The sequence below is a fragment of the Luteibacter sp. SVR4-7G genome (genome assembly GCF_056755555.1).
Map to the genome: position 1 here is coordinate 45843 of NZ_JBPGXO010000012.1, position 23699 is coordinate 69541.

The window sequence follows — 23699 nt, forward strand, 5'->3', positions numbered from 1 at the left end:
ACGCCATGCAGAACCAGGGCAATGTCAGCGCGGAAGAAATCGCGCGCTTCGAGAAGCTCGCCGCGCGCTGGTGGGATCCGGACGGCGAATCGCGCCCGCTCCACGACCTCAATCCCGTGCGCGCCGCGTACATCGCCGGCCGCACGAACCTCCGCGGCGCAAAGGTGGTGGACGTGGGTTGCGGTGGCGGCCTGCTCAGCGAGGCGCTGGTGCGCGCCGGGGCGAACGTCACGGCGATCGACCTCGGCGAGAAGCTGATCCAGATCGCGAAGCTGCACCTGTTCGAATCCAACCTGCAGGTCGATTACCGCGTGCAGTCCTCCACGGAACTGGCCGAGGCCGAGCCGGCCTCGTTCGACGCCGTGTGCTGCATGGAGATGATCGAGCACGTGCCGGATCCGCTGGCGCTGGTGCGCGACCTGTCGGCCATGCTCAAGCCGGGCGGCCAGCTGTTCCTCTCCACGCTCAACCGCACCCCGGCCGCGTTCGGTGCGGCCATCGTGGGCGCGGAATACCTCATGCGCCTGCTGCCGCGCGGCACGCACCATTATGCGCAGTTCCTGAAGCCGTCGGAAGTCGCCTCGATGCTGCGCCGTTTCGGGCTGGAGCTGGAAGACCTGCAGGGCCTCTCGTACAACCCGCTCACGCGCAACGCCAGCCTCTCGGCGAACACCTCGGTGAACTACGTGCTGTCGGCGAGGAAGGCCGCGTGAGTGCCTTGCCGTTCAAGCCGGAAGGCGCGTTCTTCGACCTCGACGGCACGCTGCTCGACAGCGCGCCGGACCTGTACGCCGGGCTTCTGGTGCTGTGCGCCGAGCAAGGTCTCGAGCCGCCGCCGTACGAACGCGTGCGTGCCGTGGTCTCGCGCGGTACGCGTGCGATCATCGGCGCCGGGTTTCCCGGCATCGATCCGGACGACCTGCTCAAGCTGGTGCCACGTTACCTCGCCATCTACGAGGCGGGGATGGCCAGCCATACCGTGCCGTTCGACGGCATCGAGGCGATGCTCGCCGGGCTCGACGCCGCGGGCATCCGCTGGGGGATCGTGACCAACAAGCCGGGCTTCCTTACCGATGCCCTTCTGCCGCTGGCCGTGCCGCACTGGCAGCCCGCCGCGGTGGTGTCGGGCGATACGCTGCCGGTGAAGAAGCCCGATCCCGCGCCCGTGCTGCATGCCGCCGCGCTCGCGGGTTGCGACCCCGCACGCTCGGTGTTCGTCGGGGACGATCGCCGCGACATCCTCGCCGGCAACGCCGCGGGCATGTTCACCGTGGCGGTGCGCTGGGGTTACCTGGACGGGGGCGATCCGGAGAGCTGGGGTGCCGATGCCGTGCTCGACAGTGCCGACGAACTCGCCGCCTTGCTGGGCGTGGGTGAGGTCGCGGCGTGAGCGACGGCGCGACCCGCAGCTTCGTGGACAAGTGGCTGGCGGTGCAGCCGCAGCAACGGATAGCCCTTGGCTTCGTCGATGAGCGGGTGCGCGACGAGCGCATCGCCCTGGCGGCCCTGGAACAGGAACTGGTGGCCTCGGCCTACGGCATCCGCGAGCCGCAGGTGGCCGCGGCCAAGCTGCAATGGTGGGCCGAGGAACTGTCCGGCGCGGCGGCAAGCGGCGGCCGGCATCCGCTCACCCAGGCACTCTTCGCGAGCGAACGCGCCCGCGCCATTCCAGCGGCCCTCTGGCTGGCACCCGTCCTGGCGGCGATGGCCCAGCTGGAGCAGGGCACGGCGTCGGATTTCGCGGCCCAGGTGGCGGCTTCGCGCGGGCTCCATGCGGCCCTGGCCGTACTCGAGAACGCGTGGTGGTTCGGCGAGGCCGCCCCGGCGGAATCCGCCGCGCGCATCGCGACCCTGGCGCACCTGGTGTTCGCCCTGTCCCGGCTGGAGCTGGATGCGGAAAGCGAGCGCCTGCCCCTGCCGATGGCGCGCCTGGCCCGTCACGGTCTTTCGCGCGCGCAGTTGAAGGACGATTCCCCCGCACGCCGGGAAGCTTTGCGGGAGCAATTGCGGGACCTGGCGGGTGGCCTGCGCGAGGCGCTGGCGCTGGGCGAGCCGCTCAGCACCTTCCGTGGACTCGAAGGCCGCACCGCGCTTTCCACGGCCACGGGAGCCGCCAAGGCCGCTGAACCCTTCGCCGAACTGCACCGGCGCCAATCGCTGTCCGGACCCGCCACGGCGGTCCGGGCCTGGCTGGCCGCGCGTCATGCAGGACGATTTGGCTGAACGGACCGTTTCCCGGCACTAAGCATTGAGCCAGTTCCCCAGGACCCCATGTGGGTCACGGTAAGCCGGATAACGGCACGTCCCAAGGATATTCCCTGATGTACATCCACGATTCCCCCACCCGCCTTCTGCCCGATGTCGCCTCACAGGAACATGCCCTGGCCATCGGCACCCTCGATTGGGTGGGCATGGATGGCATGGAAATGCCGGTGGCGTTCGACGCCGGCGACGGCGACGTCCGATCCACCGGCGCCCGGGTCGGTGCCTTCGTGAACCTCGTGAAGCCCGAGGTGCGCGGCATCCACATGTCGCGGCTATACCTCCTGGTCTCGGAGGCACTGTCGGCCGGCCCGCTCACCGTTGCGGGCATTCGCGCCTTGCTGGAATCGTTCCTGGCCTCGCATGAAGGCCTCTCCGACCATGCGCGGCTCACCGTGGGCTTCGAGCACCTGGTGCGGCGCAAGTCGCTGCGCAGCGACAACAGCGGCTGGCGGGCGTATCCGATCACGATCGACGCCACGCTCACGGGCAGTACCTTCCGCATCGAGATCACGACCGACGTCGTGTATTCGTCCACCTGTCCCGCTTCGGCGGCGTTGTCGCGCCAGCTGATCCAGGACAATTTCGCGAAGACCTTCTCCGCCGACCAGCCGCTGGATCGCGAGACGATCCTCGCGTGGCTCGGCACGGAGCAGGGCATCGTCGCCACGCCCCATGCCCAGCGCAGCACCGCCACCATTCGCGTGCGGCCGGCGGGTGAGGGCGTGTTCCCGCTGATCGGCATGATCGACAACGTGGAAGCCGCCCTCGGCACGCCCGTGCAGACGGCAGTGAAGCGCGCCGACGAGCAGGCCTTCGCGCTCGCCAACGGGCAGAACCTGATGTTCTGCGAGGACGCGGCGCGGCGCATCCAGAAGGCGTTGTCGGACGATCCGAACATCGCCGACTTCCACCTGCGCGTCTCTCACCACGAAAGCCTGCACCCGCACGACGCGGTGGCCTTCGCCTCCAAAGTCCGCTAACGAACAGAGAAATGCGCAGGCGCCCTGTAGGAGCGCGCCTGCGCGCGACCGCTTTTCGCCAAGAGCAGCAGGCCCTGTAGCTCTCGTCCCCAAAAGCTGTCGCGCGCTGTGCGCGCTCCTACAGTACCGGGCGGCAGCAGGCAGTCTCAGCGAATGCCGGGCAGCAGCAAGGGATCCAGCCGCACGCCGAACCAGTTGAAGCCCCAGTGCAGGTGCGGGCCGGTGGCGCGGCCGGTCTTGCCCGCGGCGCCGATGACCTGGCCCTGGCGTACGTGCTGGCCCACCTTCACGTCGATGCGCGAGAGATGCAGGAAGTTCGACGACAGGCCGAAGCCGTGGTCGAGCAGCAAGGTGCCGCCGGTGAGATAGAGGTCCGGCTTCGCGAAGGTGATCACCCCATCCGCCGGGGCCTTCACCGGCGTGCCCTCGGGCACGGCGATGTCCATGCCCGAATGAGGCGCCTTCGGATCGCCGTTGTAGATGCGCTGGTTGCCGAAGCGGCCGCTGATGCGGCCCGTCACCGGCCAGATGAAACCCTTGGCGAAATCTTCCCGGGCATCGTCGCGGTCCCGCGCCGCAACCACCTCGGCCTGCTCGCGGGCGATGCGCGCCGCGAGGGCCGGCGGTGGGTTCACCGTCTTCGGCGGTACGCCTTCCACGCGTTCGATGGGCCAGTCGCGTGGCGTGACTGGCACGTTGCGACGGTCGTTGCCCAGCGTCACCACGACGGGGCCCTTCTCGTCGCGCCCTACGCCGAACACGAAGACGCCGTCGTCACCCACGTGCACCGGCTTGCCTGCGACGGCCACCCGCGTGCCGGGCATGGCGTGGCCGATCACCAGGGCGCCTTGCGATACGGCGGCGGGCAGGGCGGCCGTGGCGGCCATCGCCGTGGTGGACCCCATGAGCGTGACGAGCACGCCTAAGAATCTTCTCATCGATCGAAAGCCAGCCGTTGCCCGCGAATGGAATCGTCGACCTTCCGGCCGTCGAACACGCGCTGTCCATTGACGAAGGTGGAGGCGATGCTGCTGCTGAAGGTGATGCCTTCGAACGGCGACCAGCCGCATTTCGACAGCACTTCTTCGCGGGTGACGGTGTGCGGCTTGTTCGGATCCACCAGCACCAGGTCGGCGGCGTAACCCTCGCGCAGGAAGCCGCGGTTTTTTACATCGAAGAGCTTCGCCGGGTTGTGGCACACGGTTTCCACCACGCGTTCCAGCGTGAGCTTTCCTTCGGTCACGCGTTGGATCGCCGCCTGCAACGCGAATTGCACCAGAGGCAGGCCCGAGGGTGCCTTGTCGTACTTCTGCTGCTTCTCTTCCAGAAGGTGCGGCGCGTGGTCGGTGGCGAGCACGTCCAGGCGGCCTTCGGCCAGCGCCTTCGTGATGGCTTCCCGATCGGCCTCGTCCTTGATCGCCGGGTTGCACTTGATGAGGAAACCCTTCTCGTCGTAATCGGCCTTGCCGCCGAAATGGAGGAAGTGCACGCAGGTTTCGGCCGTGATCCGCTTGCCCTCAATCGGGCCCGGCTCGAACAGCGCAAGTTCGTCGGCGGTGGAAATGTGCAGTACGTGGAGGCGGGTGTTGTGCTTTCTTGCCAGCGATATGGCCAGGCTGGTCGACTTGATGCAGGCTTCGCGGGAGCGGATGTGCGGGTGCTCCCAGGCGGGAATGTCTTCGCCGTACTTTTCCCGCGCCTTTTCGTGGTTGGCGTCGATCATCGGCGTGTCTTCGCAGTGCGTGATGATCGGCGTGGGCGCGTCGCGGAAGATCTGGTCGAGCGTTTCCGGGTTGTCCACCAGCATGTTGCCGGTGGAGGCGCCCATGAACACCTTGATGCCCGGGGCGCTTTTCGGATCGAGTGCCCGGATCGCCTCGAGGTTGTCGTTGCTCGCGCCCATGTAGAAGGCGTAGTTCACCACCGAGGTCTCGGCGGCGCGCGCGTACTTGGCTTCCAGCGAAGCGCTGTCCAGCGCGGGCGGCTTCGTGTTGGGCATCTCCATGAAGCTGGTGATGCCGCCTGCGGCGCAGGCGCGCGATTCATGGGCGATGTCGGCTTTCTGGGTGAGGCCCGGCTCGCGGAAGTGCACCTGGTCGTCGATCATGCCCGGCAGCAGCCACAGGCCGGTGGCGTCGATAACCTCTTCGTCACGTACTTTTTCCAGACTCTGCGAGATCGTCTCGATTTTTCCGTCGCGCAGGCGGACGTCGGCGGTGAAGCGCCGTCCTTCGTTGACCAGTTCGGCGTTCTTGATGAGCCAGGCGTCAGTCATGGGTATGTGCTCCTTGGGCGCCGCAGCGGCGCAGGACGAAATGTTCGGGAACGGGATCGATGCCGCCTTCGCACCACGGCTGGCAGCGCAGGATGCGCCATGCACCGAGGATGCCGCCACGCAGCGGCCCGAAGCGCGCTATGGCAACCCGTGCATAATCGGAACAGGATGGATGGAACCGGCAGCGGGCCCCGAGCATCGGGCTCAACCACCGTTTGTAGAGAGACAGCAGGAATAGGAGGAGGCGGGTCACTGTGTGTCCGGTATCGACCGGCGTAGGCCAGTCGACAGTATCCCAGAAGACGGGTTGCTGGGGTAACGCATCTGGGCTATAACACCCCGCCGCCACGGCCACCGAGGTGAAGGAAATGGCGAAAAATGCTCGTAGTTCCGCAACCGCCAAGGGAGCCGCCAAGAAGGGCGGAGCCGGCGACGTGAAGAAGGCCAGGACGGTAACGGCCGGAGTGAAGACCGCGAAGGCGCCGGTCAAGACGGCGGCGCGCGCAGCGGTGAAATCGCCCACGAAGACGGCTGCCAAGGCCGCTCCGAAGAAAGCCACGCCCGCGCCCGCGAAGACGGCTGCCGCAAAACCGGCTGCCAAGACGCCCGTGAAGGCTGCACCGGCCAAGAAGGCGCCGGCGAAGGCTGCCAAGGCGCCGGTTGCCGCGTCCAAGCCCGCGACCAAGACGGCTGCACCAAAGCCCGCACCCAAGGCGGCGGCGAAGCCCGCACCTGCCGCGGCGAAGAAAGCATCCGCGGGTCCGGTAAAGGCCGCACCCGCTCCGGCGCCCGCGCCGGCGGCAACTAAGAAAACCGCGACGGCCGCACCCGCCGCGTCCGAAAAGGGGCGCACGGCATCGGCCGTCGCCGCCGCGCCGCCACGGACTGCCTCCGCGGTGGCCGGCACCAACTCATCCAGAAACGAGAAGTCCGCTCAAGCCAGCATGAACAGCACTGCCACCCCTACCGCCGACAACGGCATCACGCGCGAAGACGGCCGCTACGCCCTGCCTGCTTCCACCGTCATCGACCTCCCCAAGGGTTACCGGCCGAGCGACGACGAGGAATACATGAATCCCCGTCAGCTCGCCTACTTCCGCAACAAGCTGAAGGAATGGCGCGAGCAGCTGGTCGAGGAATCGCGCCAGACCATGGACAACCTCCGCGAGGAAGTCCGTGACGTGGGCGACGAAGCCGAGCGCGCCACGCGCGAAACCGAAAACTCGCTGGAGCTGCGCACCCGCGACCGCTACCGCAAGCTGATCTCCAAGATCGACAAGGCCTTGCGCCGGATCGAGGAAGGCCGTTACGGGTACTGCGAGGAGACCGACGAGGAAATCGGCGTCGACCGCCTCGACGCCCGCCCGATCGCCACGCTGTCCCTGGACGCCCAGGAGCGCCGCGAACACCTGCAGAAGCAGATGGGCGACTGACGCCGCGTTGTAGGAGCGCGCCTGCGCGCGACAGCTTTTAGCCCCCGTCCCCGAGCTGGCGCGTCAGCTTGGGGGTTCGGCCCCAAAACATGTCGCGCGCTTTGCGCGCTCCTACACCAGGGCCTCGGCCGCGTAGGCCTTCAATTTCGCAAGCATCGCCGCCAGGCCGTTCGACCGGGTCGGCGAGAGATGCTTCGCCAAGCCGATTTCTTGGATGAAGCTCGGTTCCGTCTCCACGATCTCCCGGGCCGGCCGGTCCGAATAGACCCGCAGCACCAGGGCTATGAGCCCGGAGACGATGGCCGAGTCGCTGGCCGCGTCGAAATGCATCCGCGACGCGTCGCCGGACGGGATCAGCCATACCATCGATTGGCAGCCATGCACCCGGTATTCCTCGGTCTTGCGTTCGTCCGGGAAGGGCGGCAGCTGGCGGCCGAGGTCGATCAGGTACTGGTAGCGCTCGGTCCAGTCGCTGAAGAACGCGAATTCCTCCGCGATTGCGGCCTGTGCCTCGAGGGCGCTGGTTTCGACGGGTGCGTTCATGCCTTCACCACGCTCCAGCGCGTCCCCTGGGCGCCGTCTTCGATCGCGATACCCCATTCCTTGAGCTGGTCGCGGATGGCGTCGGAACGCGCGAAGTCCTTCGCTGCGCGTGCCGCGCGGCGTTCCTCCAGCAAGGCCTCGATGGCCTCGGCATCGATGGCCTCGCCCGGATTGCCCTGGCGGAACCAGGCTTCGGGATCCTGTTGCAGCAGCCCCAGCAGCGCGCCGCCGCCGAGCAGCGCGGTCTTGGCGGCCGCTCGTGCGCTGCCGGTCGCGCGGCGCGCGGCATCCGCGAGTTGGGACAGCTCGGCCAGCGCCTGCGGCGTGTTCAGGTCGTCGCAGAGCGCCGCTTCCACCGCTTGCGGTACCACGGGTTCGCCGGCTTCCACATCGGCCATGTCGCGCAGCGCGCCGTACCAGCCATCCAGGGTGCGCACGGCCTGGGTCATCGCAGCGTCCGACCAGTCCAGCGGCTGGCGGTAGTGCCCGCGCAGCAGCATCAGGCGAAGCGCCTCGCCGGAATGCTTCTCCAGCAGATCGTGCAACTGGAGCACGTTGCCGAGCGACTTGGACATCTTGCGCCCGTCGAAGGTGAGCATGCCGTTGTGCAGCCAGTAGCGCGCGAAGACCTTGCCGCCGTGAGCGCAGACGCTCTGGGCGATCTCGTTCTCATGGTGCGGGAAGGTGAGGTCCACGCCGCCGGCATGGATGTCGATGGTCTCGCCCAGGTGCGCCTCGCTCATGGCCGAGCATTCGATGTGCCAGCCGGGGCGGCCGCGGCCCCAGGGACTGTCCCAGCCGGGCAGGGTGGCGTCGGACGGCTTCCACAGGACGAAGTCGCCCGGACTTTTCTTGTAAGGCGCCACTTCGACGCGGGCGCCGGCGAGGAGTTCGTCCGGATCGCGGCCCGAGAGGGCGCCATATGCGGGGTAGGACTCGACGTGGAACAGGACGTGGCCCTGGGCCTCGTAGGCGTGGCCTCCGGCGATCAGGCGCTCGATCATCGCGATGATCTGGGGAATGTGGGCCGTCGCATGCGGTTCGACGTCCGGCGGGGCGACGCCGAGCCGGGCGATGTCCTCGCGATAGGCCTGGGCGTAGCGCTCGGTAATCTGCGCGATCGGCACGCCGGCGGCTGCGGCCGCGGCATTGATCTTGTCGTCCACGTCCGTGATGTTGCGGGCGAAGACCAGCTTCGGGTAATGCCGGCGGATCAGGCGGGCCAGCACGTCGAAGACCACGGCCGGACGGGCGTTGCCGATGTGAATGTAGTTGTAGACCGTGGGCCCGCAGAGGTACATCGTGACCCGCTGGGGGTCGACGGGGATGAACGCTTCCGTGCGGCGCGACAGGGTGTTGTAGAGCGAGATCGGCATCGAAAATCCGTGGCGGTGTGCGACGAGGCAGCCAGTCCGAGATAGTAGCAAGGGACGCGCTGGGCAAGTCGGCGGGCAGCCTGGGTGACGGCCTACGCGCGGCCCCGGATTCGGTTGACAACGTCTGCGATCTTACGCCCTAGGGTTCTAAGCGTGGATTCAGCGTGAACTTGATGAAATGCATGCCAGTAGGCGCTCTCGTGCGCCTGGCTGGAGGTTTCCCTACATGTCTCGTCTGCTCATTCCCGCGCTCATCCTCGCGGTCTTCGCCACCGGTGCCAATGCCCAGGACGGCCGTTATGGCCCCGGCCCGGGTGGTCCCGGCCCCGACGACAACACCCACTACGGGTGGGCCGACGTGCTGCGCGTCGATCCGGTGTATGGGGTGGCGCGCGTCGAAACGCCGCGCCAGGAGTGCTACGACCAGCCGGTCGTCCGCCAGGAATCCAGCGGCAACAGCACCGCGGGCACCATCCTGGGTGCCGTGGTTGGCGGCGTCCTGGGCAATACCGTCGGCAAGGGCGACGGCCGCAAGGCAGCCACGGTGGCCGGCGCGGTGGCCGGCGGCGCGGTGGGCAACAGCATCTCCCGTCGCGGCGACCGCACCTATGAAAGCACGGAAACCCGCTGCCGCGACGTGAGCTCGGTCTCCGAGCAGCGGCGCATCGCCGGTTACGACGTGGAATATCGCTATCGCGGCGAGGTCTACGTCTCCCGCCTGAACTACGACCCGGGCGAGCGCCTGCGCGTCCGTGTCAGCGTTTCCCCCGCCGATTGACCCGCCGCGCGCGACCGACCCACCGCCGCACGTAGGAGCGCGCCCTGCGCGCGACATCCTTTGAGGCCTTGAGCATCAGGCCCTGCCACTCTTCGCGAAAAGATCAGCGCGCGCAGGGCGCGCTCCTACAAAATGCGCTCGCCTGTTGCGCAGCGCACCAAATCCCGGCATGATCGCCGTTCCACCTATCCAGGTTCCTCCGTGTCCCACGCCGTCTACACCGCGATCGTCCTCACCAGCGCCCGTATGGCCGCAGGGATGACCTCGCGTGCTCGTCGACCGTACATCGGACCCACCGCCGGGTAGGCTTGTCGCGCGCGTTTCATTCGTACCGACTAAAAAACCCGGCCCTGTGCCGGGTTTTTTCGTTTCCACCTTCCACTTTCCGGATCGCCATGACCGTTCGCCATTTCCTCTCCACCCAGGACTACAGCCGCGCCGAGATCGACGCCCTGCTCGACCAGGCCGCTGAGTTCAAGCGCTCGCGAACGGGTCGGCAGCTGGCCGGCAAGTCGATCGCGCTGCTGTTCTTCAATTCGTCGATGCGTACGCGCACCAGCTTCGAACTGGGCGCCTTCCAGCTGGGTGGCCACGCGGTGGTGCTCTCGCCGGGCAAGGACGCCTGGCCCATCGAGTTTGAGGTCGGCTCGGTGATGGACGGGGATACCGAGGAACACATCGCCGAGGTGGCCCGCGTGCTCTCGCGCTATGTGGACCTGATCGGCGTGCGGGCCTTTCCGAAGTTCGTCGACTGGTCAGTGGATCGCCAGGACAAGGTCCTCGCTGCCTTCGCCCAGTACGCCACCGTGCCGGTGATCAACCTGGAAACCATCACCCATCCCTGCCAGGAGCTGGCCCACGCGCTTGCCCTGAAGGAGCATCTGGGCGACCTGCAGAACCGCAAGTACGTCCTCACCTGGACCTACCACCCGAAGCCGTTGAACACCGCCGTCGCCAACTCGGCGCTGCTGATCGCGACGAAGATGGGCATGGACGTGACCCTGCTGTGTCCCACGCCGGAGTACGTCCTCGACGAGCGTTACATGGAGTTCGCCCGCGCCAACGCGCGCGAGAACGGCGGCTCCCTGCAGGTGTCGCACGACATCGAATCGGCCTATCGCGGCGCGGACGTGATCTACGCGAAGAGCTGGGGCGCGATCCCTTACTTCGGCCGCTGGGACGAAGAGAAGGCGATCCGCGATGCCAACAAGCACTTCATCGTCGACGAGGCCAAGATGGCGCTGACCAACCATGGGCTCTTCAGCCACTGCCTGCCGTTGCGCAGGAACATCAAGGCGACCGACGCGGTGATGGACTCGCCCGCCTGCATCGCCATCGACGAAGCCGAGAACCGCCTGCACGTGCAGAAGGCGGTGATGGCTTCGCTCGTCTCGCATTCCTGATTCGTCTCTTCCTTCGGTCCAACGCCTTCCTCGGAGCCCGCATGTCCAGCAAAGATATCGTCCTCGCCTTTTCCGGCGGCCTCGACACCAGCTTCTGCGTCCCCTACCTGATCGAGCGCGGCTACGCCGTGCACACCGTGTTCGTCGATACCGGCGGCGTCTCCGCGGAGGAGCGCGAGTACATCGAGCAGCGCGCCAACGAACTGGGCGCGGCTTCGCACCGCACCGTCGATGCCGCCCAGGCCATCTGGGACAGCTTCGTCACGCCGCTGATCTGGGCGGGCGAGTTCTACCAGGGCCAGTACCCGCTGCTGGTTTCGGACCGCTATCTCATCGTGAAGGCGTCGCTGGAACGTTGCGATGAGCTCGGCACGAAGTTCTTCGCGCACGGCTGCACGGGCATGGGCAACGACCAGGTGCGCTTCGACCTCACCGTGAAGGCGCTGGGCGATTACACCATCGTGGCCCCGATCCGCGAGATCCAGCGCGAGCACACCCAGGTTCGCGCCTACGAGCAGAAGTACCTCGAGGAAAAGGGCTTCGAGGTCCGCGCGAAGACCAAGCACTACACGATCAACGAGAACGTCCTCGGCGTGACGATTTCGGGTGGCGAGATCGACGCGTGGGAGATTCCGGGTGAGGGCGCCGTCGGCTGGTGCGCCCCGCGTTCGGAATGGCCCGCCGAACCGCTGCGCATCGAACTCGGCTTCGAACAGGGCACGGCCGTGTCCCTCGACGGCAAGGCGGCTTCAGGCCCGGAGATCCTCGGTTTCCTCAACCGCGAGCTGGCGAAGTACGGCGTGGGCCGCAGCATGTACACGGGCGACACGAACATCGGCCTGAAGGGCCGCATCGTGTTCGAGGCGCCGGCGCTCACCGCCTTACTCACCGCGCATCGCGCGCTCGAGGAAACCGTGCTGTCGAAGCAGCAGAACCGCTTCAAGCCCGAGATCGGCCGCAAGTGGACCGAGGTGGCCTACGAAGGCTTCTTCAATGACCCGATCAAGGCCGACCTCGAAGCCTTCCTCGCCTCCACACAGCGCAAGGTGGACGGCAAGGTGATCATCGAGACGCGCGGCGGCACGGTGTACGCGGTGAAGGTCGAATCGAAGAACATCCTGCAGTCGGCCAAGGCTACCTACGCCCAGGCGGCCGACTGGGGCGTCGCCGAGGCGGAAGGTTTCATCAAGCTCTACGGCATGAGCTCCACGCTCTGGGCCGAAGTCGACCGCGCGAACGGGAAATAACCGGACCCATGGACGCCTTGCTGAAGGACACGCTCACCCACCTGCGCGCGCTGGTCGGCTTCGACACACGCAACCCGCCACGAACCATCGGCACCGGCGGCATCTTCGATTACCTGCGCGCGAACCTCCCGGGGTTCGACGTGCAGGTGACCGATTTCGGCGCCGGTGCCGTCAACCTGTACGCGGTACGCGGGAAGCCGAAGTACCTGTTCAACGTGCACCTGGACACCGTGCCGGATTCGCCGCACTGGACGGCCAGCCCGTTCGAATTGCGGGTGACGGAGGATCGTGCCATCGGGCTCGGTTCCTGTGACATCAAGGGCGCGGCGGCCGCGCTGGTCGCCGTGGCGAACGCCACGCAGGGCGACATGGCCCTGCTGCTGTCCACCGACGAAGAAGCGAACGACGCCCGCTGCATCGACGGCTTCCTGAAGACGCCGCGCGCGTACGAAGCGATCATCGTCGCCGAGCCGACCCGCGGCGAAGCGGTGCTGGCGCACCGCGGCATTCATTCGGTGCAGATGCGTTTCCAGGGCAGGGCAGGCCATGCCTCGGGCGAGCAGAAGCCCTCCGACAGCGCGCTCCACCAGGCGATCCGCTGGGGCGCCGCGGCGCTGGACCACGTGCAGGCGCAGTCGCACGAACGCTTCGGCGGGCTCACCGGACTGCGCTTCAACATCGGCAAGGTGGAAGGCGGCATCAAGGCCAACGTGATCGCGCCGACCGCCGATGTGCGCTTCGGCTTCCGCCCCCTGCCGTCGATGGACGCCGATGGCCTGCTCGAGGCCTTCCGCACGCTCGTGGAGCCGTATCCGGTCGAGTACGCGGAAACCTTCCGCGGCGATTCGCTGCCGGCAGGCGATACCGCGACGGCGGAAACCCGCCGGCTCGCCGCGCGCGACCTCGCCGACGAGCTCGGCATTCCGGTCGGCAACGCCGTCGATTTCTGGACCGAAGCCGCGTTGTTCTCCATGGCCGGCTACACGTCCTTCGTCTATGGCCCCGGTGACATCGCCCAGGCGCACAGCGCCGACGAGTGGGTCGCCCTCGATCAACTGGCGCACTACGCCCAGACCATCCATCGGATCGTCGACAGTGGACTCTAACAAGCACACCCGGAAAACCATCGTTCGCCTCCTGTCCGCGATGGGCAGCGCGCGGGAGATCCAGCAGTACCTGAAGCGCTTCTCGCAGCTGGACGCCGCCCGCTTCGCGGTGGTGAAGGTCGGCGGCGCCGTTCTGCGCGACGAACTGCCGGACCTCACCTCCTCGCTGTCCTTCCTGCAGCAGGTGGGCCTCACGCCGATCGTGCTGCACGGGGCGGGCCCACAACTCGATGAGGAGCTGGCGGCAGCCGGTATAGAGAAGAAGACGGTGAACGGCCTGCGGGTGACCTCGCCGGAGGCCCTCGCGATCGTGCGCCGCGTGTTCCAGGCGCAGAACCTGCGCCTCGTGGAGGCGTTGCAGGAAGTGGGCACGCGTGCCACCTCCGTGCCGTCGGGCGTGTTCGCCGCCGATTTCCTCGACCAGGAGACGCTGGGCCTGGTCGGGCGCGTCCGCGACATCAACCTGGCGCCGATCGAGGCCAGCCTGCGCGCCGGCTCGATACCGGTCATCGCCAGCCTGGGCGAGACCGACGCGGGCCAGATCCTCAACATCAACGCCGATTTCGCCGCGAACGAACTCGTGCGTGTGTTGCAGCCGTACAAGATCGTCTTCCTCACCGGCACCGGCGGCCTGCTCGACGGCGACAACAACGTGATCGATTCGATCAACCTGTCCACCGAGTACGAGCAACTGCTGCAGCAGCCATGGCTGCATTCGGGCATGCGCCTGAAGATCGAGCAGATCAAGGACCTGCTGGACGACCTGCCGCTTACCTCGTCGGTGTCGATCACGCGCCCCGCGGAACTGGCGAAGGAACTGTTCACGCACAAGGGATCGGGCACGCTGGTGCGCCGCGGCGAGCGCGTGCTGCGTTTCGAGTCGTGGGACGACGTGGACCTGGCGAGGATGCGCCAGCTCATCGAGTCGAGCTTCGGCCGGACCCTGGTGGACGGCTATTTCGAGCGCACGAAGCTCTATCGCCTCTACGTGTCGGAGAACTATCGCGCCGCGATGGTGCTGAGCGAGGAGGAAGGATTCGCTTACCTGGACAAGTTCGCCGTTCTCGACGATGCGCAAGGCGAGGGCCTGGGCCGCGCCGTCTGGCAGGTCATGCGCGATGAGAACCCGAAGCTGTTCTGGCGCTCGCGCCACGACAATGCGATCAATCCGTTCTACTACGCGGAAGCGGACGGCTGCCTCAAGCAAGGCCGCTGGACGGTGTTCTGGTATGGCCTGGACAATTTCGCCGACATCGAGCGTTGCGTGGCGCATAGCGGCACGCGCGTACCCACCTTGCAGGACTGAATCGCCATGACCCGGAAGACCATCGGTATCGTCGGAGCACGCGGCCACACGGGTGCCGAACTCATCCGGCTGATCGCCGCGCATCCCGGCCTCGAGCTTGCCTTCGTTTCCTCGCGCGAACTCGACGGGCAACGCCTGGCCGAGCATAGCGACGCCTATCGCGGCGATCTCGCGTACGGCAACCTCGACCCGGCGGCCGTCGCGGCGGCCGGTGTCGACGTGGTGATCCTTGCGCTGCCGAACGGCAAGGCCGCGCCATACGTCGAAGCGGTCGACAAGGCCGGCGCATCCACCGTCATCGTGGACCTCTCCGCGGATTACCGTTTCGACGAGCGCTGGTACTACGGCTTGCCCGAGCTGTACCGCGACCGCTGGCGCGGCGAGAAGCGGATCAGCAATCCGGGGTGCTACGCGACCGCGATCCAGGTCTCCATCGCGCCGGTGAAGGACCTGCTGGCCGCACCGCCGGTGTCCTTCGGCGTTTCCGGCTATTCCGGTGCGGGTACCACGCCGTCCGACCGCAACGACCCGGAAAAGCTCCGCGACAACCTCATGCCGTATTCCCTCACGGGGCACATGCACGAGAAGGAAGCCAGCCGCCACCTCGGCATGCCGGTGGAATTCATGCCGCATGTCGCGCCGCATTTCCGCGGGCTTACCGTCACCACCAACCTCTACCTCGCCAGGCAGGCGAAGCGTGAGGACATCGTTCGCCGTTTCGAGGCCCGCTTCGAAAAGGAGCCGTTGATCCACGTGGTGGACGAGGCGCCGTGGGTAAGCGAGGTGGCGAACCGGCACCACCTCGACGTGGGCGGTTTCGCCATGTCGATCGATGGCCGCCGCGTGGTGGTGGTCGCGACGCTGGACAACCTGCTCAAGGGCGCGGCCACCCAGGCCATGCAGAACGTCAATCGTGCGCTCGGCTTCGACGAGCTCACCGCCATTCCGCTCTGAGCGGTAGGACACCACCATGACCCAGCCGCTCTGGCAGAAATCCGATACCCAGGTCGACGCGCGCATCATGCGCTTCCTCGCCGGTAACGACGTAGTGCTCGACCGCGAGTTCTTCCTGCACGACATCACGGCGAGCAAGGCACATGTCGAAGGCCTCGCGAACATCGGCGTCGTTTCGGCGGATGAGCGCGACGCGTTGCTGCGCGAGCTGGATGCGCTGGCCGCCGACTTCACGCAAGGCGCTTTCGTGCTCGACGAACGCTTCGAGGACGGTCATTCGGCGATCGAGGCGCGCCTGACGGAGCGGCTCGGCGACGCCGGACGGCGCGTGCACACCGGGCGCAGCCGCAACGACCAGATCCTCGTGGCCACGCGTCTCTGGCTCAAGGAGAAGCTGGCGACGCTGGAAGGGCTGTGCCGCCGGATTGCCGAAGTCTGCCTCGAGCGTGCCGCCGGCGATGCCTTGCCGATGCCCGGGTACACGCATATCCAGCGCGCGGTGGTGTCGTCGACGGGCATGTGGTTCGCCGCATTCGCCGAGGCCTTCATCGACAACGTGCTGCGGGCGCGCCAGGCACTGGAGCTGGTCGATGCCAATCCGCTCGGCACCGCGGCCGGTTACGGCGTGAACCTACCGCTCGACCGCGCGCATACGACGGCGGCGCTCGGTTTCGGCCGCATGCAGGTCTCGCCGATCTACGCGCAGCTGTCGCGGGGCAAGTTCGAGATGGCGGCACTGGATGCCGTGGGCACGGCGCTGCTCGATACCCGCCGGCTGGCATGGGACCTGTCGTTGTTCACGACGGCCGAATTTGACTTCGTGAAGCTGCCCGCGGAGTACACCACGGGTTCGTCGATCATGCCGAACAAGCGTAACCCGGACGTGGTCGAGTTGCTGCGCGCGAGCTATGCGAGCGTCGCGGCCGCGCGTACCGAGGTCGAGCAACTCCTGTCGCTGCCATCGGGCTACCAGCGCGACCTGCAGTTCTCGAAGGGGTCGCTGTTCCACGGCTTCTCCATGGGCCTGGGCGCGCTCGAACTGCTCCCGGACATGCTCGCCCGCTTCGAATGGAAGGCCGACCGCATGCGCGCGGCGATCGAACCGGCGATGTACGCGACCGACGTGGCGATCGAACAGGCCGCCGCAGGCGTGCCGTTCCGCGATGCGTATCGCGCTGCGGCGGAAACCGCGGCATCGGCGGGCGAAGGCCGCACGCCGGAATCGAGCCTGGCCGCGCGTACTTCGCCAGGCGCAGGCAACGACCTGATGCTGGACACGCTGCGCGCACGCCTGACCGCCCTCAGCTGAGCCCTTGTGGGAGCCGCTTCAGCGGCGATCCCGCGGCAGCGGGCAAGCGTGCCGCGAGCACCCATCGCCGCTGAAGCGGCTCCCACACCGTAGCGCCTTCAGCGCTTCCAGGCTTCGATAGCTTCTACTGCACCGAGGCAATCGGAGTAACGGTTGTACAGCGGCACGGGCGAGAGCCGGATCACATCCGGCTCGCGCCAGTCGCCGATGACGCCGCTGCGTTCGAGGTGCTCGAACAAGGCGCGTCCCGCTTCACGTCCCGCGCGAACGCGAATCGACAGCTGTGCGCCGCGCTGCGCCGGATCGTTCGGCGTCACGATGTCGAGCGTGTCGTCAAGCCGGGTCCGGATGAGCCAGTCGAGGTACGCGGTGAGGCGGCGGCTCTTCTCCACGAGGCGGGGCATCCCGGCGCGAGTGAAGACATCAAGCGACGCACGCAACGGTGCGAGCGCGAGAATGGGCGGGTTCGACAGCTGCCAACCGTCCGCGCCGGGCGTGGGACTGAAGTTCGGGCCCATCTGGAAACGCGTGCTCTTGTCGTGGCCCCACCAGCCGGCGAAACGCGGCAGGTCGGCGCGCGCGTGGCGTTCGTGCACGAAGGCGCCAGCGACGGCTCCCGGGCCCGCGTTGAGGTACTTGTACGTGCACCACACGGCGAAGTCCGCACCGCTGTCGTGCAGGGCAAGGGGCAGGTTGCCTACGGCGTGGGCAAGGTCGAAGCCCACGACGCAGCCCTGGGCGTGGCCAAGGCGCACGATGGCCTCGAGATCGAAGACCTGGCCAGTGCGGTACTGCACGCCGGGCAGCATGACCAGCGCCACGCGGTGGCCGTGCTCCGCTATCGCACGTTCGATCGCCGCCATCGACAAGGTGCCGCCGGGGCCGTCGGGCTGCAGCTCGATGAGGTCGCGGGCCGGATCGAAGCCGTGGAAGCGCACCTGCGATTCGAGCGCATAACGGTCGGTCGGAAATGCGCCCGCTTCCATGAGGATGGCCGGGCGCTGCGCGGTCGGCCGGTAGAAGCTCACCATCATGAGGTGCAGGTTGGCACCGAGCGAATTCATCGCCACCACTTCGTGCGGATGCGCGCCGACGACCTCGGCCATCGCGTCGCGCACGTACTCGTGATAGTGCATCCATGGCGAGCGGCCGCGGAAATGCGCTTCCACCGCCAGTTCCGACCAATCGGACAGCTCCGCTTCGATCGCGGCCCTCACGCCCTTGGGCTGAAGGCCCAGGGAGTTCCCGCAGAAATAGAGCGTGTCGCGGCCCTGGTGCGGCGGGATGTGGAATTCGTCGCGGAAGGCGCGCAACGGATCGGCCGCATCCTGGGCATCGGCCCACGCACGCGTCGCTTCGAAAGCAGTCATGGGGAGCCCTGGAATCACGAAGGCATGCGGGTGGCCAGGTCGGCACAACCCTTGTCGAACGCGGCGCCGAAACGCGCGTCGTCGGCGGGACGGACGCAGCGCAACTGGATCGCATAGCCGTCGCTATAGAAATAGCGCTCGAAATACTGGAGCTTCACGGCACCTTCCTTCGCGGTATAGACGTTCTCGGTGGGCGAGTTCGCTTTGCCGGGCGCGTATTCGGTCAGCGACGTCGCATGACTGCGCAGGTTGCCCGCGAACTGCTGGAAGCCATTGAGATTGGGCACCTTCTGCGCGGTGACGGAAACGCGCGCGAGCGTGGCGTTCGCGGCGCTCGCGCCGGGGACCTGGAATACCTGGGTCTCGTTTTCCCCTGCCGACTGCATGATCGGCACCCATTGGTCGGGAACCGCGAAGCGGATGGCGCCCTCCATCATCGACACGTCGGTGGCGCCGAGCGCGGGGCTTGCGAAGAGCAGGGCAGTCAGGAAGAGACGTGGCAGACGGTTCACGATCGAGGATCCCCTTGGAGGACGCGGCGGCGCCGCGTAACGGCGGCATTTTGGCACAGCGGGCGCAGCCGGATGGCGGGTGCGGCTGTGCGCCAGGTCACGCCACGGCGGCTACCGTCTGGAACCGCGATATCGGCACGCCCAGCCATTCGAGCGCCGTACCGTGGAAGAGCCGGGCGCGCTCGGCCTCGCCGAGGCCGAGGGCCTCGATGCCGCTGCCCGGTTCCTGCTCACCGAGGGGGAAGGGGTAATCGGTGCCGAGCATCACCCGGTCGACGCCCGCCGTGGCGAGGAGATAACGCAATGCCGCGTCGTCGTGCACGCAGGAGTCGAAGTAGAGCCGCGACATGTATTCGCGCGGATTGCGCGCGTTGTCGGTGGCGACGAGATCGGGACGCATGCGGAAGCCGTGCTCGATGCGTCCGATCGAATACGGAAAACTGCCGCCGCCATGCGCGAGCATGACCCTGAGCGCGGGCAGCCGCTCCAGCACGCCGCCGAAAATCAGCGCGCAGGCGGCGCGCGATTGCTCGGCCGGCATGCCGACGAGCCAGGGCAGCCAGTACTTGGGCATGCTGTCGGAGCCCATCATGTCCCAGGGATGCACGAGGATGGCCGCGCCGAGGTCGGCGGCGGCCTCGAAGAACGGGAACAGTTCGGGTGCATCCAGGTTCCAGGCGTTGCAGTGCGAGCCGATCTGGATGCCTTGCAGGCCGAGTTCGCCGATGCAGCGTTCCATCTCGCGGATGGCGAGGGCGGGTGACTGCAGCGGTACCGTGCCGATGCCTGCGTAATGGCGAGGATGCGCTTCGCATACCGCGGCCATGGCGTCGTTGAGATGGGTGTGCAGTTCCAGCGCCTGGTGGCCCTTGGCCCAGTACGAGAACATCACCGGCACCGTGGACACCACCTGCACGCCGACACCGAAGCGGGCATAGTCGGCGATGCGGTGTTCGGCATCGAACGCCGACTCCCAGACTTCGCGGAAGAACTTCCCGTCCTTGTAGATACGGTAGTGGCCGCTGGAATGGACCATTACCGGAAAGCGCTCGTCGCCATGGCGGGCGGCGAGATCGGGCCAGTCACGGGGCAGGATATGCGCGTGGGTGTCGATCTTCAGCATGCGGCCGAGTGTAGCGCCGCGTCCGTGAAGGGGCCTCTCGCGGTGCAGCAAGAGACCCCGCCGGCTGCCGGTCAGGCGGGTGCCGCCGAACGGCGGTTCACCACATGCGCGATCGCTTCCACGTTGTCCGTCAGCCGGTCGCTCAGGCGCGAGACGGCGTCGACGAAACCCCGGTCCTTGTGCCGCGCCAGTGCCGCGACCAGTGCGCGCTGGTGTTCACGCAGGCCCGGCGGCGGTGCCACCGCTTCGACCTTCGTCAGCGCTTCCGCCTGCACGCGCAGGGCAGCGGACGCTTCGCTGATGAAGGCGCCCACCAGGTTCCAGCCTTCGGGCACGCTTCCCGCGTCGATCAGCGACTCCAGCGCCATCGCCGTACGGGCGAGGCGATTGCCGTTGGCATACAGCGTTTCGGCCAGCTCCCGCAGCAGCGGGGGCGTTCCGGGTTCCGCCACCATCCGGTCCAGCGACGCCTGGGCGTTCGTGCGCGCCGTGCGGGTGGCGGCACGCACCTCGTAACGGGTGCTGCTGTCGGCGGGAGCGGCCAGTGTGTCCATGTATTCCGCGTAGGCGCACAACATATCGGAGAAGGCACTGCGCGCGCGGTGCCGCTCCCAGGTGGGCCACAGCAGGTAGGCGAGCAGCGCGAAGGCGCTGCCGAGTGCCGTATTGAGTACGCGGTCGGACACCGCCGAAAACGGATCGACGCCCTCGAACGAGAGCAACACCACCACGGCCCCGGTCAGGGCAGCCACGGCGATGCCGTAGTGCGCACCGGCGAGGTAGCGGAAGATCACGCAAAGCACGCCCATCACCGCCACGTGCGCCCATACGACATCGGGTGTCAGGCGGAGGACGAGGGTCGTGAGCATGAGGCCGAGCACGGTGCCGACGACACGCAGCAGGCCGAAGTTGAACGTGGCGGCGAAGTCGGGCCGGAGCACGATCGCCGCGGTCATTGGCAGCCAGTAGCCGTGGGGAAGGGCGTAATAGCGCGAGACGGCGAAAGCAAGGGTGAGCACCACCGCGCAGCGCACGGCGTGGCGGAAGGCCACGGACTGCGGCGTGAGGTTGGCACGCATTGTCGAGAGCGCGGACGCGCTGCGCAGCGTATCGGGAAGCGCGGTTTCGGCGCGTTGCGCGCGCTCTTCGCCGCGCGAGCCGGCCCAGTTGGTGTTGCGTACCACGGCAGCAAGCTGGCCCGACAACGTCTGGATGTGTGCGCCGAGGCCCATGGCGGTACCGCCGGCAAGCAAGGCGCGCTCGCTGGCCTGCAAGGTGGCGAGCGCCCGCTCCGCGCGCTGGGGCGGCTCGGCGGCGTCCAGCGCGTCGGCGGTGGCGATGAGCACGCGTGCCGCGTCGTTGCGGAACATTTCGCCCATGCCGTCGCGCGCCGTCTCGAGGACTTCCATGGCGATGAGTTCGAGTCGGATGCGCTCCGCCAGTTCCAGCAGCACGCGGAACGCTTCCATCGCACGACCCCGCGCATGGTGGCGGCCGAGCAGGGTGGTCTGCAGCGCGTCCATGGCGTCGGTGAGTGCAGGTGCCTCGGCATCGTGCTGCTGCTTCCGGGTGAGCACGGCCAGTCCGCGATAGACGGTGGCGAGAGCCGTTCGCTCCGGACGGTAGCGCTGCAGCGGCCACGCCGCGATGGAGAACACCGCCAGCAGCATGCCGCCGGCGAAGATGAGGCCGCCCCCGGCGAGCGCGCCGCCGAGGTCGGTGGGCGTCGCCGCGGTGATGACCAGCAGGAGCATGCTGGTCATGCCCACGCGCGCTATGTCGGGGCCGAACACCACCAGCAGGCCGCCGAAGAAGCCGCAGATGGCGCAGGCCACCGACATCGGCACGATCCAGTCGCCGATGAGGAAGCCGACCAGGGAGGCGGCGCCGGCGGCGAGCGCGGCGAGGAAGAGACGGCTCAGGCGCTGCTGGTACGGGCCCGGCTGGTCCGAGAACATCGTGTCCAGCGCGCCCGCCGCAATACCGATGCCCACCTGCGGGTAGCCGGCCATGAGACCCAGGGCGAGCGGCAGCACCACCGCTGCGCTATTGCGCAGCGCGACCCGCATGGGGACGTCGGGTCGTTTCGTCCGGATCAGCGTGCCGACGACGCTGGCGCGGAGCGAGTAGCCGTTGCTCATGGTATCGGTAGGCTCGTCCTGTGAGCGGTCGATTCTGCCGCAATTCGCCTGACTGGATGGCTAGTGCCGGACAGGCGGGGGTAGGAGCGCGCCCTGCGCGCGACATCTGTTCGCGCCAGTCCCCAAGCTGGCGCGCCAGCTCCAGGGCTCAGCCTCAAAGATCTCGCGCGCAAGCGCGCTCCTACAATGCGCTCAGGGCGCGCGGCCGGCGAATTCGCCGGTGACGGTGTTGACCGTGACCTTTTCGCCGGTGGTGATGTACTCCGGCACCTGGATTTCGATGCCGGTATTGAGCGTGGCCGGCTTCGTGCGCTTGGTGGCGCTGGCGCCCTTGAGCTCGGGTGCGGTATCGGTGACGGTGAGGATCACCGATGTGGGCACTTGGAGGCCGACCGGCGCATCGTCGATCACCTGCACGTAGTAACCCTCTAGGTCTTCCACGATGTAGCCGGCGCTGTCGCCGACCACTTCGGCGCCGAGGGTGTATTGCGTGTAATCCTCGTCGTCCATGAAGACGAACGCGTCGCCGTCCATATACGAGAATTTCGCCTGGCGGCGGCTGAGCTCGACTTCCTTCAGGTCGTCGTCGGCGCGCAGGCTGAGGTCGTACTTGCGGCCGCCGGGAATCGAGTACAGGGTGAAACGGAAGGTCACGTTGCCGCCACGCGCCGTGGGTGCGCTGCGTTCAATGTCGCGGACCTGGTACACCGTGCCTTCGTGCTCGACGACGTTACCTTTCTTGACTTCGGATGCTTTCATGGCTGTTCGACTTCGTGTCGGGGTTGGGATTATTTCGGCGCGAGACGCACGGCGCCGTCGAGGCGGATCGTCTCGCCGTTGATGTAGCGGCTGGCCAGGATGAAGGCGACGGTGTCGGCGAATTCTTCCGGCTTGCCGAGGCGCGAGGGGAAGGGGATCGATGCGGACAGCGACTCCTGCACTTGCGGAGGCATGCCATCGACCATTGGCGTCCAGAAGATGCCGGGAGCGATGGTGTTGACGCGGATGCCGAATCGGGCGAGCTCGCGTGCCATCGGCAGGGTCATGCCGACCACGCCGCCCTTCGATGCGGAATAGGCGGCCTGGCCGATCTGGCCTTCGTAGGCGGCCACCGAGGCGGTGTTCACGATCACGCCGCGTTCGCCGTCCTCACCGGCTGCGGTGGCCTGCATGAGCTGGGCGGCGGCCTTGGCGACATTGAAGCTGCCGACGAGGTTCACCATCACGGTGGTCGAGAAGTTCGACAGCGGCATCGGGCCTTCCTTGCCGAGCACGCGGCCCGCGCCGAGGATGCCGGCGCAGTTCACGACCACGTTGAGTCCGCCCATCGCCTGGTTCGCGGCAGCGACGTTGGCGGCCACGCCATCCTCGGAGGTGACGTCGGTGCGGTAGAACGAGGCGTTGGCGCCGAGCGCGGCGGCTGCGGCATGGCCTTTCTCCTCGTTCACGTCGAAGAGGGCGACCTTGCCGCCCGCCGCGACGAGGCGCTGGGCGACGGCGTGACCGAGACCGGATGCGCCGCCGGTGATGACGGCCCTGACCTGTTCGAGCTGCATGGAGACTCCGGTTTGCTGATGG

At 67.4% G+C, this 23699-nt stretch carries 23 protein-coding genes; 12 read left to right on the forward strand and 11 right to left on the reverse strand.

The annotated features are described in order from the left end of the window. Positions 1 to 5 precede the first annotated feature (5 nt). The 4 genes from ubiG (at position 6) to folE2 (ending at position 3245) form a co-directional block, all read left to right on the forward strand. Positions 6 to 713, forward strand: a complete 708-nt coding sequence (ubiG, locus tag ACR9ZH_RS06640; protein WP_481289975.1) for a bifunctional 2-polyprenyl-6-hydroxyphenol methylase/3-demethylubiquinol 3-O-methyltransferase UbiG — start codon at positions 6 to 8, stop codon at positions 711 to 713. Continuing rightward, positions 710 to 1390 carry an HAD family hydrolase gene (locus tag ACR9ZH_RS06645; protein ID WP_481289976.1) on the forward strand — a complete coding sequence of 227 codons (681 nt, stop codon included), beginning with the start codon at positions 710 to 712 and terminating at the stop codon, positions 1388 to 1390. Before ubiG ends, ACR9ZH_RS06645 begins: the two co-directional genes overlap by 4 nt. Then, positions 1387 to 2223 (forward strand): squalene/phytoene synthase family protein, encoded by an 837-nt coding sequence (locus ACR9ZH_RS06650; protein ID WP_481289977.1) that lies wholly within the window; start codon positions 1387 to 1389, stop codon positions 2221 to 2223. The genes ACR9ZH_RS06645 and ACR9ZH_RS06650 overlap by 4 nt, the downstream gene beginning before the upstream one ends. Before the next feature lie 98 nt (positions 2224 to 2321). Beyond that, on the forward strand, positions 2322 to 3245 hold the full coding sequence (gene folE2, locus ACR9ZH_RS06655) for a GTP cyclohydrolase FolE2 (RefSeq protein ID WP_481289978.1): 924 nt from the start codon (positions 2322 to 2324) through the stop codon (positions 3243 to 3245). Between the two features lie 146 nt (positions 3246 to 3391). Here folE2 and ACR9ZH_RS06660 read toward each other — a convergent pair whose 3' ends face one another. Genes ACR9ZH_RS06660 through yidD form a run of 3 tightly spaced genes read right to left on the reverse strand, consistent with a single transcriptional unit; the run spans position 3392 to position 5719 of the window. Continuing rightward, entirely contained in the window at positions 3392 to 4150 is a 759-nt protein-coding gene (locus tag ACR9ZH_RS06660) for a M23 family metallopeptidase (RefSeq protein ID WP_481290017.1), read from the reverse strand. Between the two features lie 29 nt (positions 4151 to 4179). Beyond that, complete coding sequence (locus ACR9ZH_RS06665) at positions 4180 to 5520, reverse strand: dihydroorotase (RefSeq protein WP_481289979.1); 1341 nt, start codon at positions 5518 to 5520, stop codon at positions 4180 to 4182. After that, positions 5513 to 5719 carry a membrane protein insertion efficiency factor YidD gene (gene yidD / locus ACR9ZH_RS06670; RefSeq protein ID WP_481290018.1) on the reverse strand — a complete coding sequence of 69 codons (207 nt, stop codon included), beginning with the start codon at positions 5717 to 5719 and terminating at the stop codon, positions 5513 to 5515. Before yidD ends, ACR9ZH_RS06665 begins: the two co-directional genes overlap by 8 nt. Positions 5720 to 5888: 169 nt before the next feature. Between yidD and dksA the strand changes: the two genes are divergently transcribed. Beyond that, on the forward strand, positions 5889 to 6953 hold the full coding sequence (gene dksA / locus ACR9ZH_RS06675) for an RNA polymerase-binding protein DksA (RefSeq protein ID WP_481289980.1): 1065 nt from the start codon (positions 5889 to 5891) through the stop codon (positions 6951 to 6953). A 111-nt stretch (positions 6954 to 7064) separates the two neighbouring features. Here the strand turns inward: dksA and ACR9ZH_RS06680 are convergent, their stop codons facing one another. Both ACR9ZH_RS06680 and cysS read right to left on the reverse strand, forming a co-directional pair. Next, positions 7065 to 7496, reverse strand: coding sequence for a SufE family protein (locus tag ACR9ZH_RS06680; RefSeq protein WP_481289981.1), 432 nt, complete (start codon positions 7494 to 7496; stop codon positions 7065 to 7067). Beyond that, positions 7493 to 8872 (reverse strand): cysteine--tRNA ligase, encoded by a 1380-nt coding sequence (gene cysS / locus ACR9ZH_RS06685; protein WP_481289982.1) that lies wholly within the window; start codon positions 8870 to 8872, stop codon positions 7493 to 7495. Before cysS ends, ACR9ZH_RS06680 begins: the two co-directional genes overlap by 4 nt. A gap of 226 nt (positions 8873 to 9098) precedes the next feature. Between cysS and ACR9ZH_RS06690 the strand changes: the two genes are divergently transcribed. The 7 genes from ACR9ZH_RS06690 to ACR9ZH_RS06720 all read left to right on the forward strand — a co-directional run bounded on the left by ACR9ZH_RS06690 (position 9099) and on the right by ACR9ZH_RS06720 (position 16975). Further along, positions 9099 to 9650: a glycine zipper 2TM domain-containing protein gene (locus ACR9ZH_RS06690; RefSeq protein WP_481289983.1), complete on the forward strand. Its 552-nt coding sequence runs from the start codon at positions 9099 to 9101 to the stop codon at positions 9648 to 9650. A 395-nt stretch (positions 9651 to 10045) separates the two neighbouring features. Beyond that, complete coding sequence (locus ACR9ZH_RS06695) at positions 10046 to 11053, forward strand: N-acetylornithine carbamoyltransferase (protein WP_481289984.1); 1008 nt, start codon at positions 10046 to 10048, stop codon at positions 11051 to 11053. A gap of 41 nt (positions 11054 to 11094) precedes the next feature. Beyond that, positions 11095 to 12300, forward strand: a complete 1206-nt coding sequence (locus tag ACR9ZH_RS06700) for an argininosuccinate synthase (RefSeq protein ID WP_481289985.1) — start codon at positions 11095 to 11097, stop codon at positions 12298 to 12300. 8 nt (positions 12301 to 12308) lie between these two features. After that, entirely contained in the window at positions 12309 to 13406 is a 1098-nt protein-coding gene (locus tag ACR9ZH_RS06705) for an acetylornithine deacetylase (RefSeq protein ID WP_481289986.1), read from the forward strand. Further along, positions 13396 to 14712, forward strand: a complete 1317-nt coding sequence (locus ACR9ZH_RS06710) for an acetylglutamate kinase (protein WP_481289987.1) — start codon at positions 13396 to 13398, stop codon at positions 14710 to 14712. The genes ACR9ZH_RS06705 and ACR9ZH_RS06710 overlap by 11 nt, the downstream gene beginning before the upstream one ends. Positions 14713 to 14718: 6 nt before the next feature. Beyond that, entirely contained in the window at positions 14719 to 15666 is a 948-nt protein-coding gene (gene argC, locus ACR9ZH_RS06715; protein ID WP_481289988.1) for an N-acetyl-gamma-glutamyl-phosphate reductase, read from the forward strand. 16 nt (positions 15667 to 15682) lie between these two features. After that, positions 15683 to 16975, forward strand: a complete 1293-nt coding sequence (locus ACR9ZH_RS06720) for an argininosuccinate lyase (RefSeq protein ID WP_481289989.1) — start codon at positions 15683 to 15685, stop codon at positions 16973 to 16975. 98 nt (positions 16976 to 17073) lie between these two features. Here ACR9ZH_RS06720 and kynU read toward each other — a convergent pair whose 3' ends face one another. From kynU to ACR9ZH_RS06750, 6 genes are all read right to left on the reverse strand, one after another. After that, positions 17074 to 18345 carry a kynureninase gene (gene kynU, locus ACR9ZH_RS06725; RefSeq protein ID WP_481289990.1) on the reverse strand — a complete coding sequence of 424 codons (1272 nt, stop codon included), beginning with the start codon at positions 18343 to 18345 and terminating at the stop codon, positions 17074 to 17076. A gap of 14 nt (positions 18346 to 18359) precedes the next feature. Next, positions 18360 to 18857, reverse strand: coding sequence for a hypothetical protein (locus ACR9ZH_RS06730; protein ID WP_481289991.1), 498 nt, complete (start codon positions 18855 to 18857; stop codon positions 18360 to 18362). A 97-nt stretch (positions 18858 to 18954) separates the two neighbouring features. Beyond that, entirely contained in the window at positions 18955 to 19980 is a 1026-nt protein-coding gene (locus tag ACR9ZH_RS06735) for an amidohydrolase family protein (RefSeq protein ID WP_481289992.1), read from the reverse strand. A gap of 71 nt (positions 19981 to 20051) precedes the next feature. Beyond that, complete coding sequence (locus ACR9ZH_RS06740) at positions 20052 to 22121, reverse strand: FUSC family protein (protein WP_481289993.1); 2070 nt, start codon at positions 22119 to 22121, stop codon at positions 20052 to 20054. 192 nt (positions 22122 to 22313) lie between these two features. Next, positions 22314 to 22880: an elongation factor P-like protein EfpL gene (gene efpL, locus ACR9ZH_RS06745; RefSeq protein ID WP_481289994.1), complete on the reverse strand. Its 567-nt coding sequence runs from the start codon at positions 22878 to 22880 to the stop codon at positions 22314 to 22316. 29 nt (positions 22881 to 22909) lie between these two features. Beyond that, complete coding sequence (locus tag ACR9ZH_RS06750; protein WP_481289995.1) at positions 22910 to 23677, reverse strand: SDR family oxidoreductase; 768 nt, start codon at positions 23675 to 23677, stop codon at positions 22910 to 22912. Positions 23678 to 23699 lie beyond the last annotated feature (22 nt).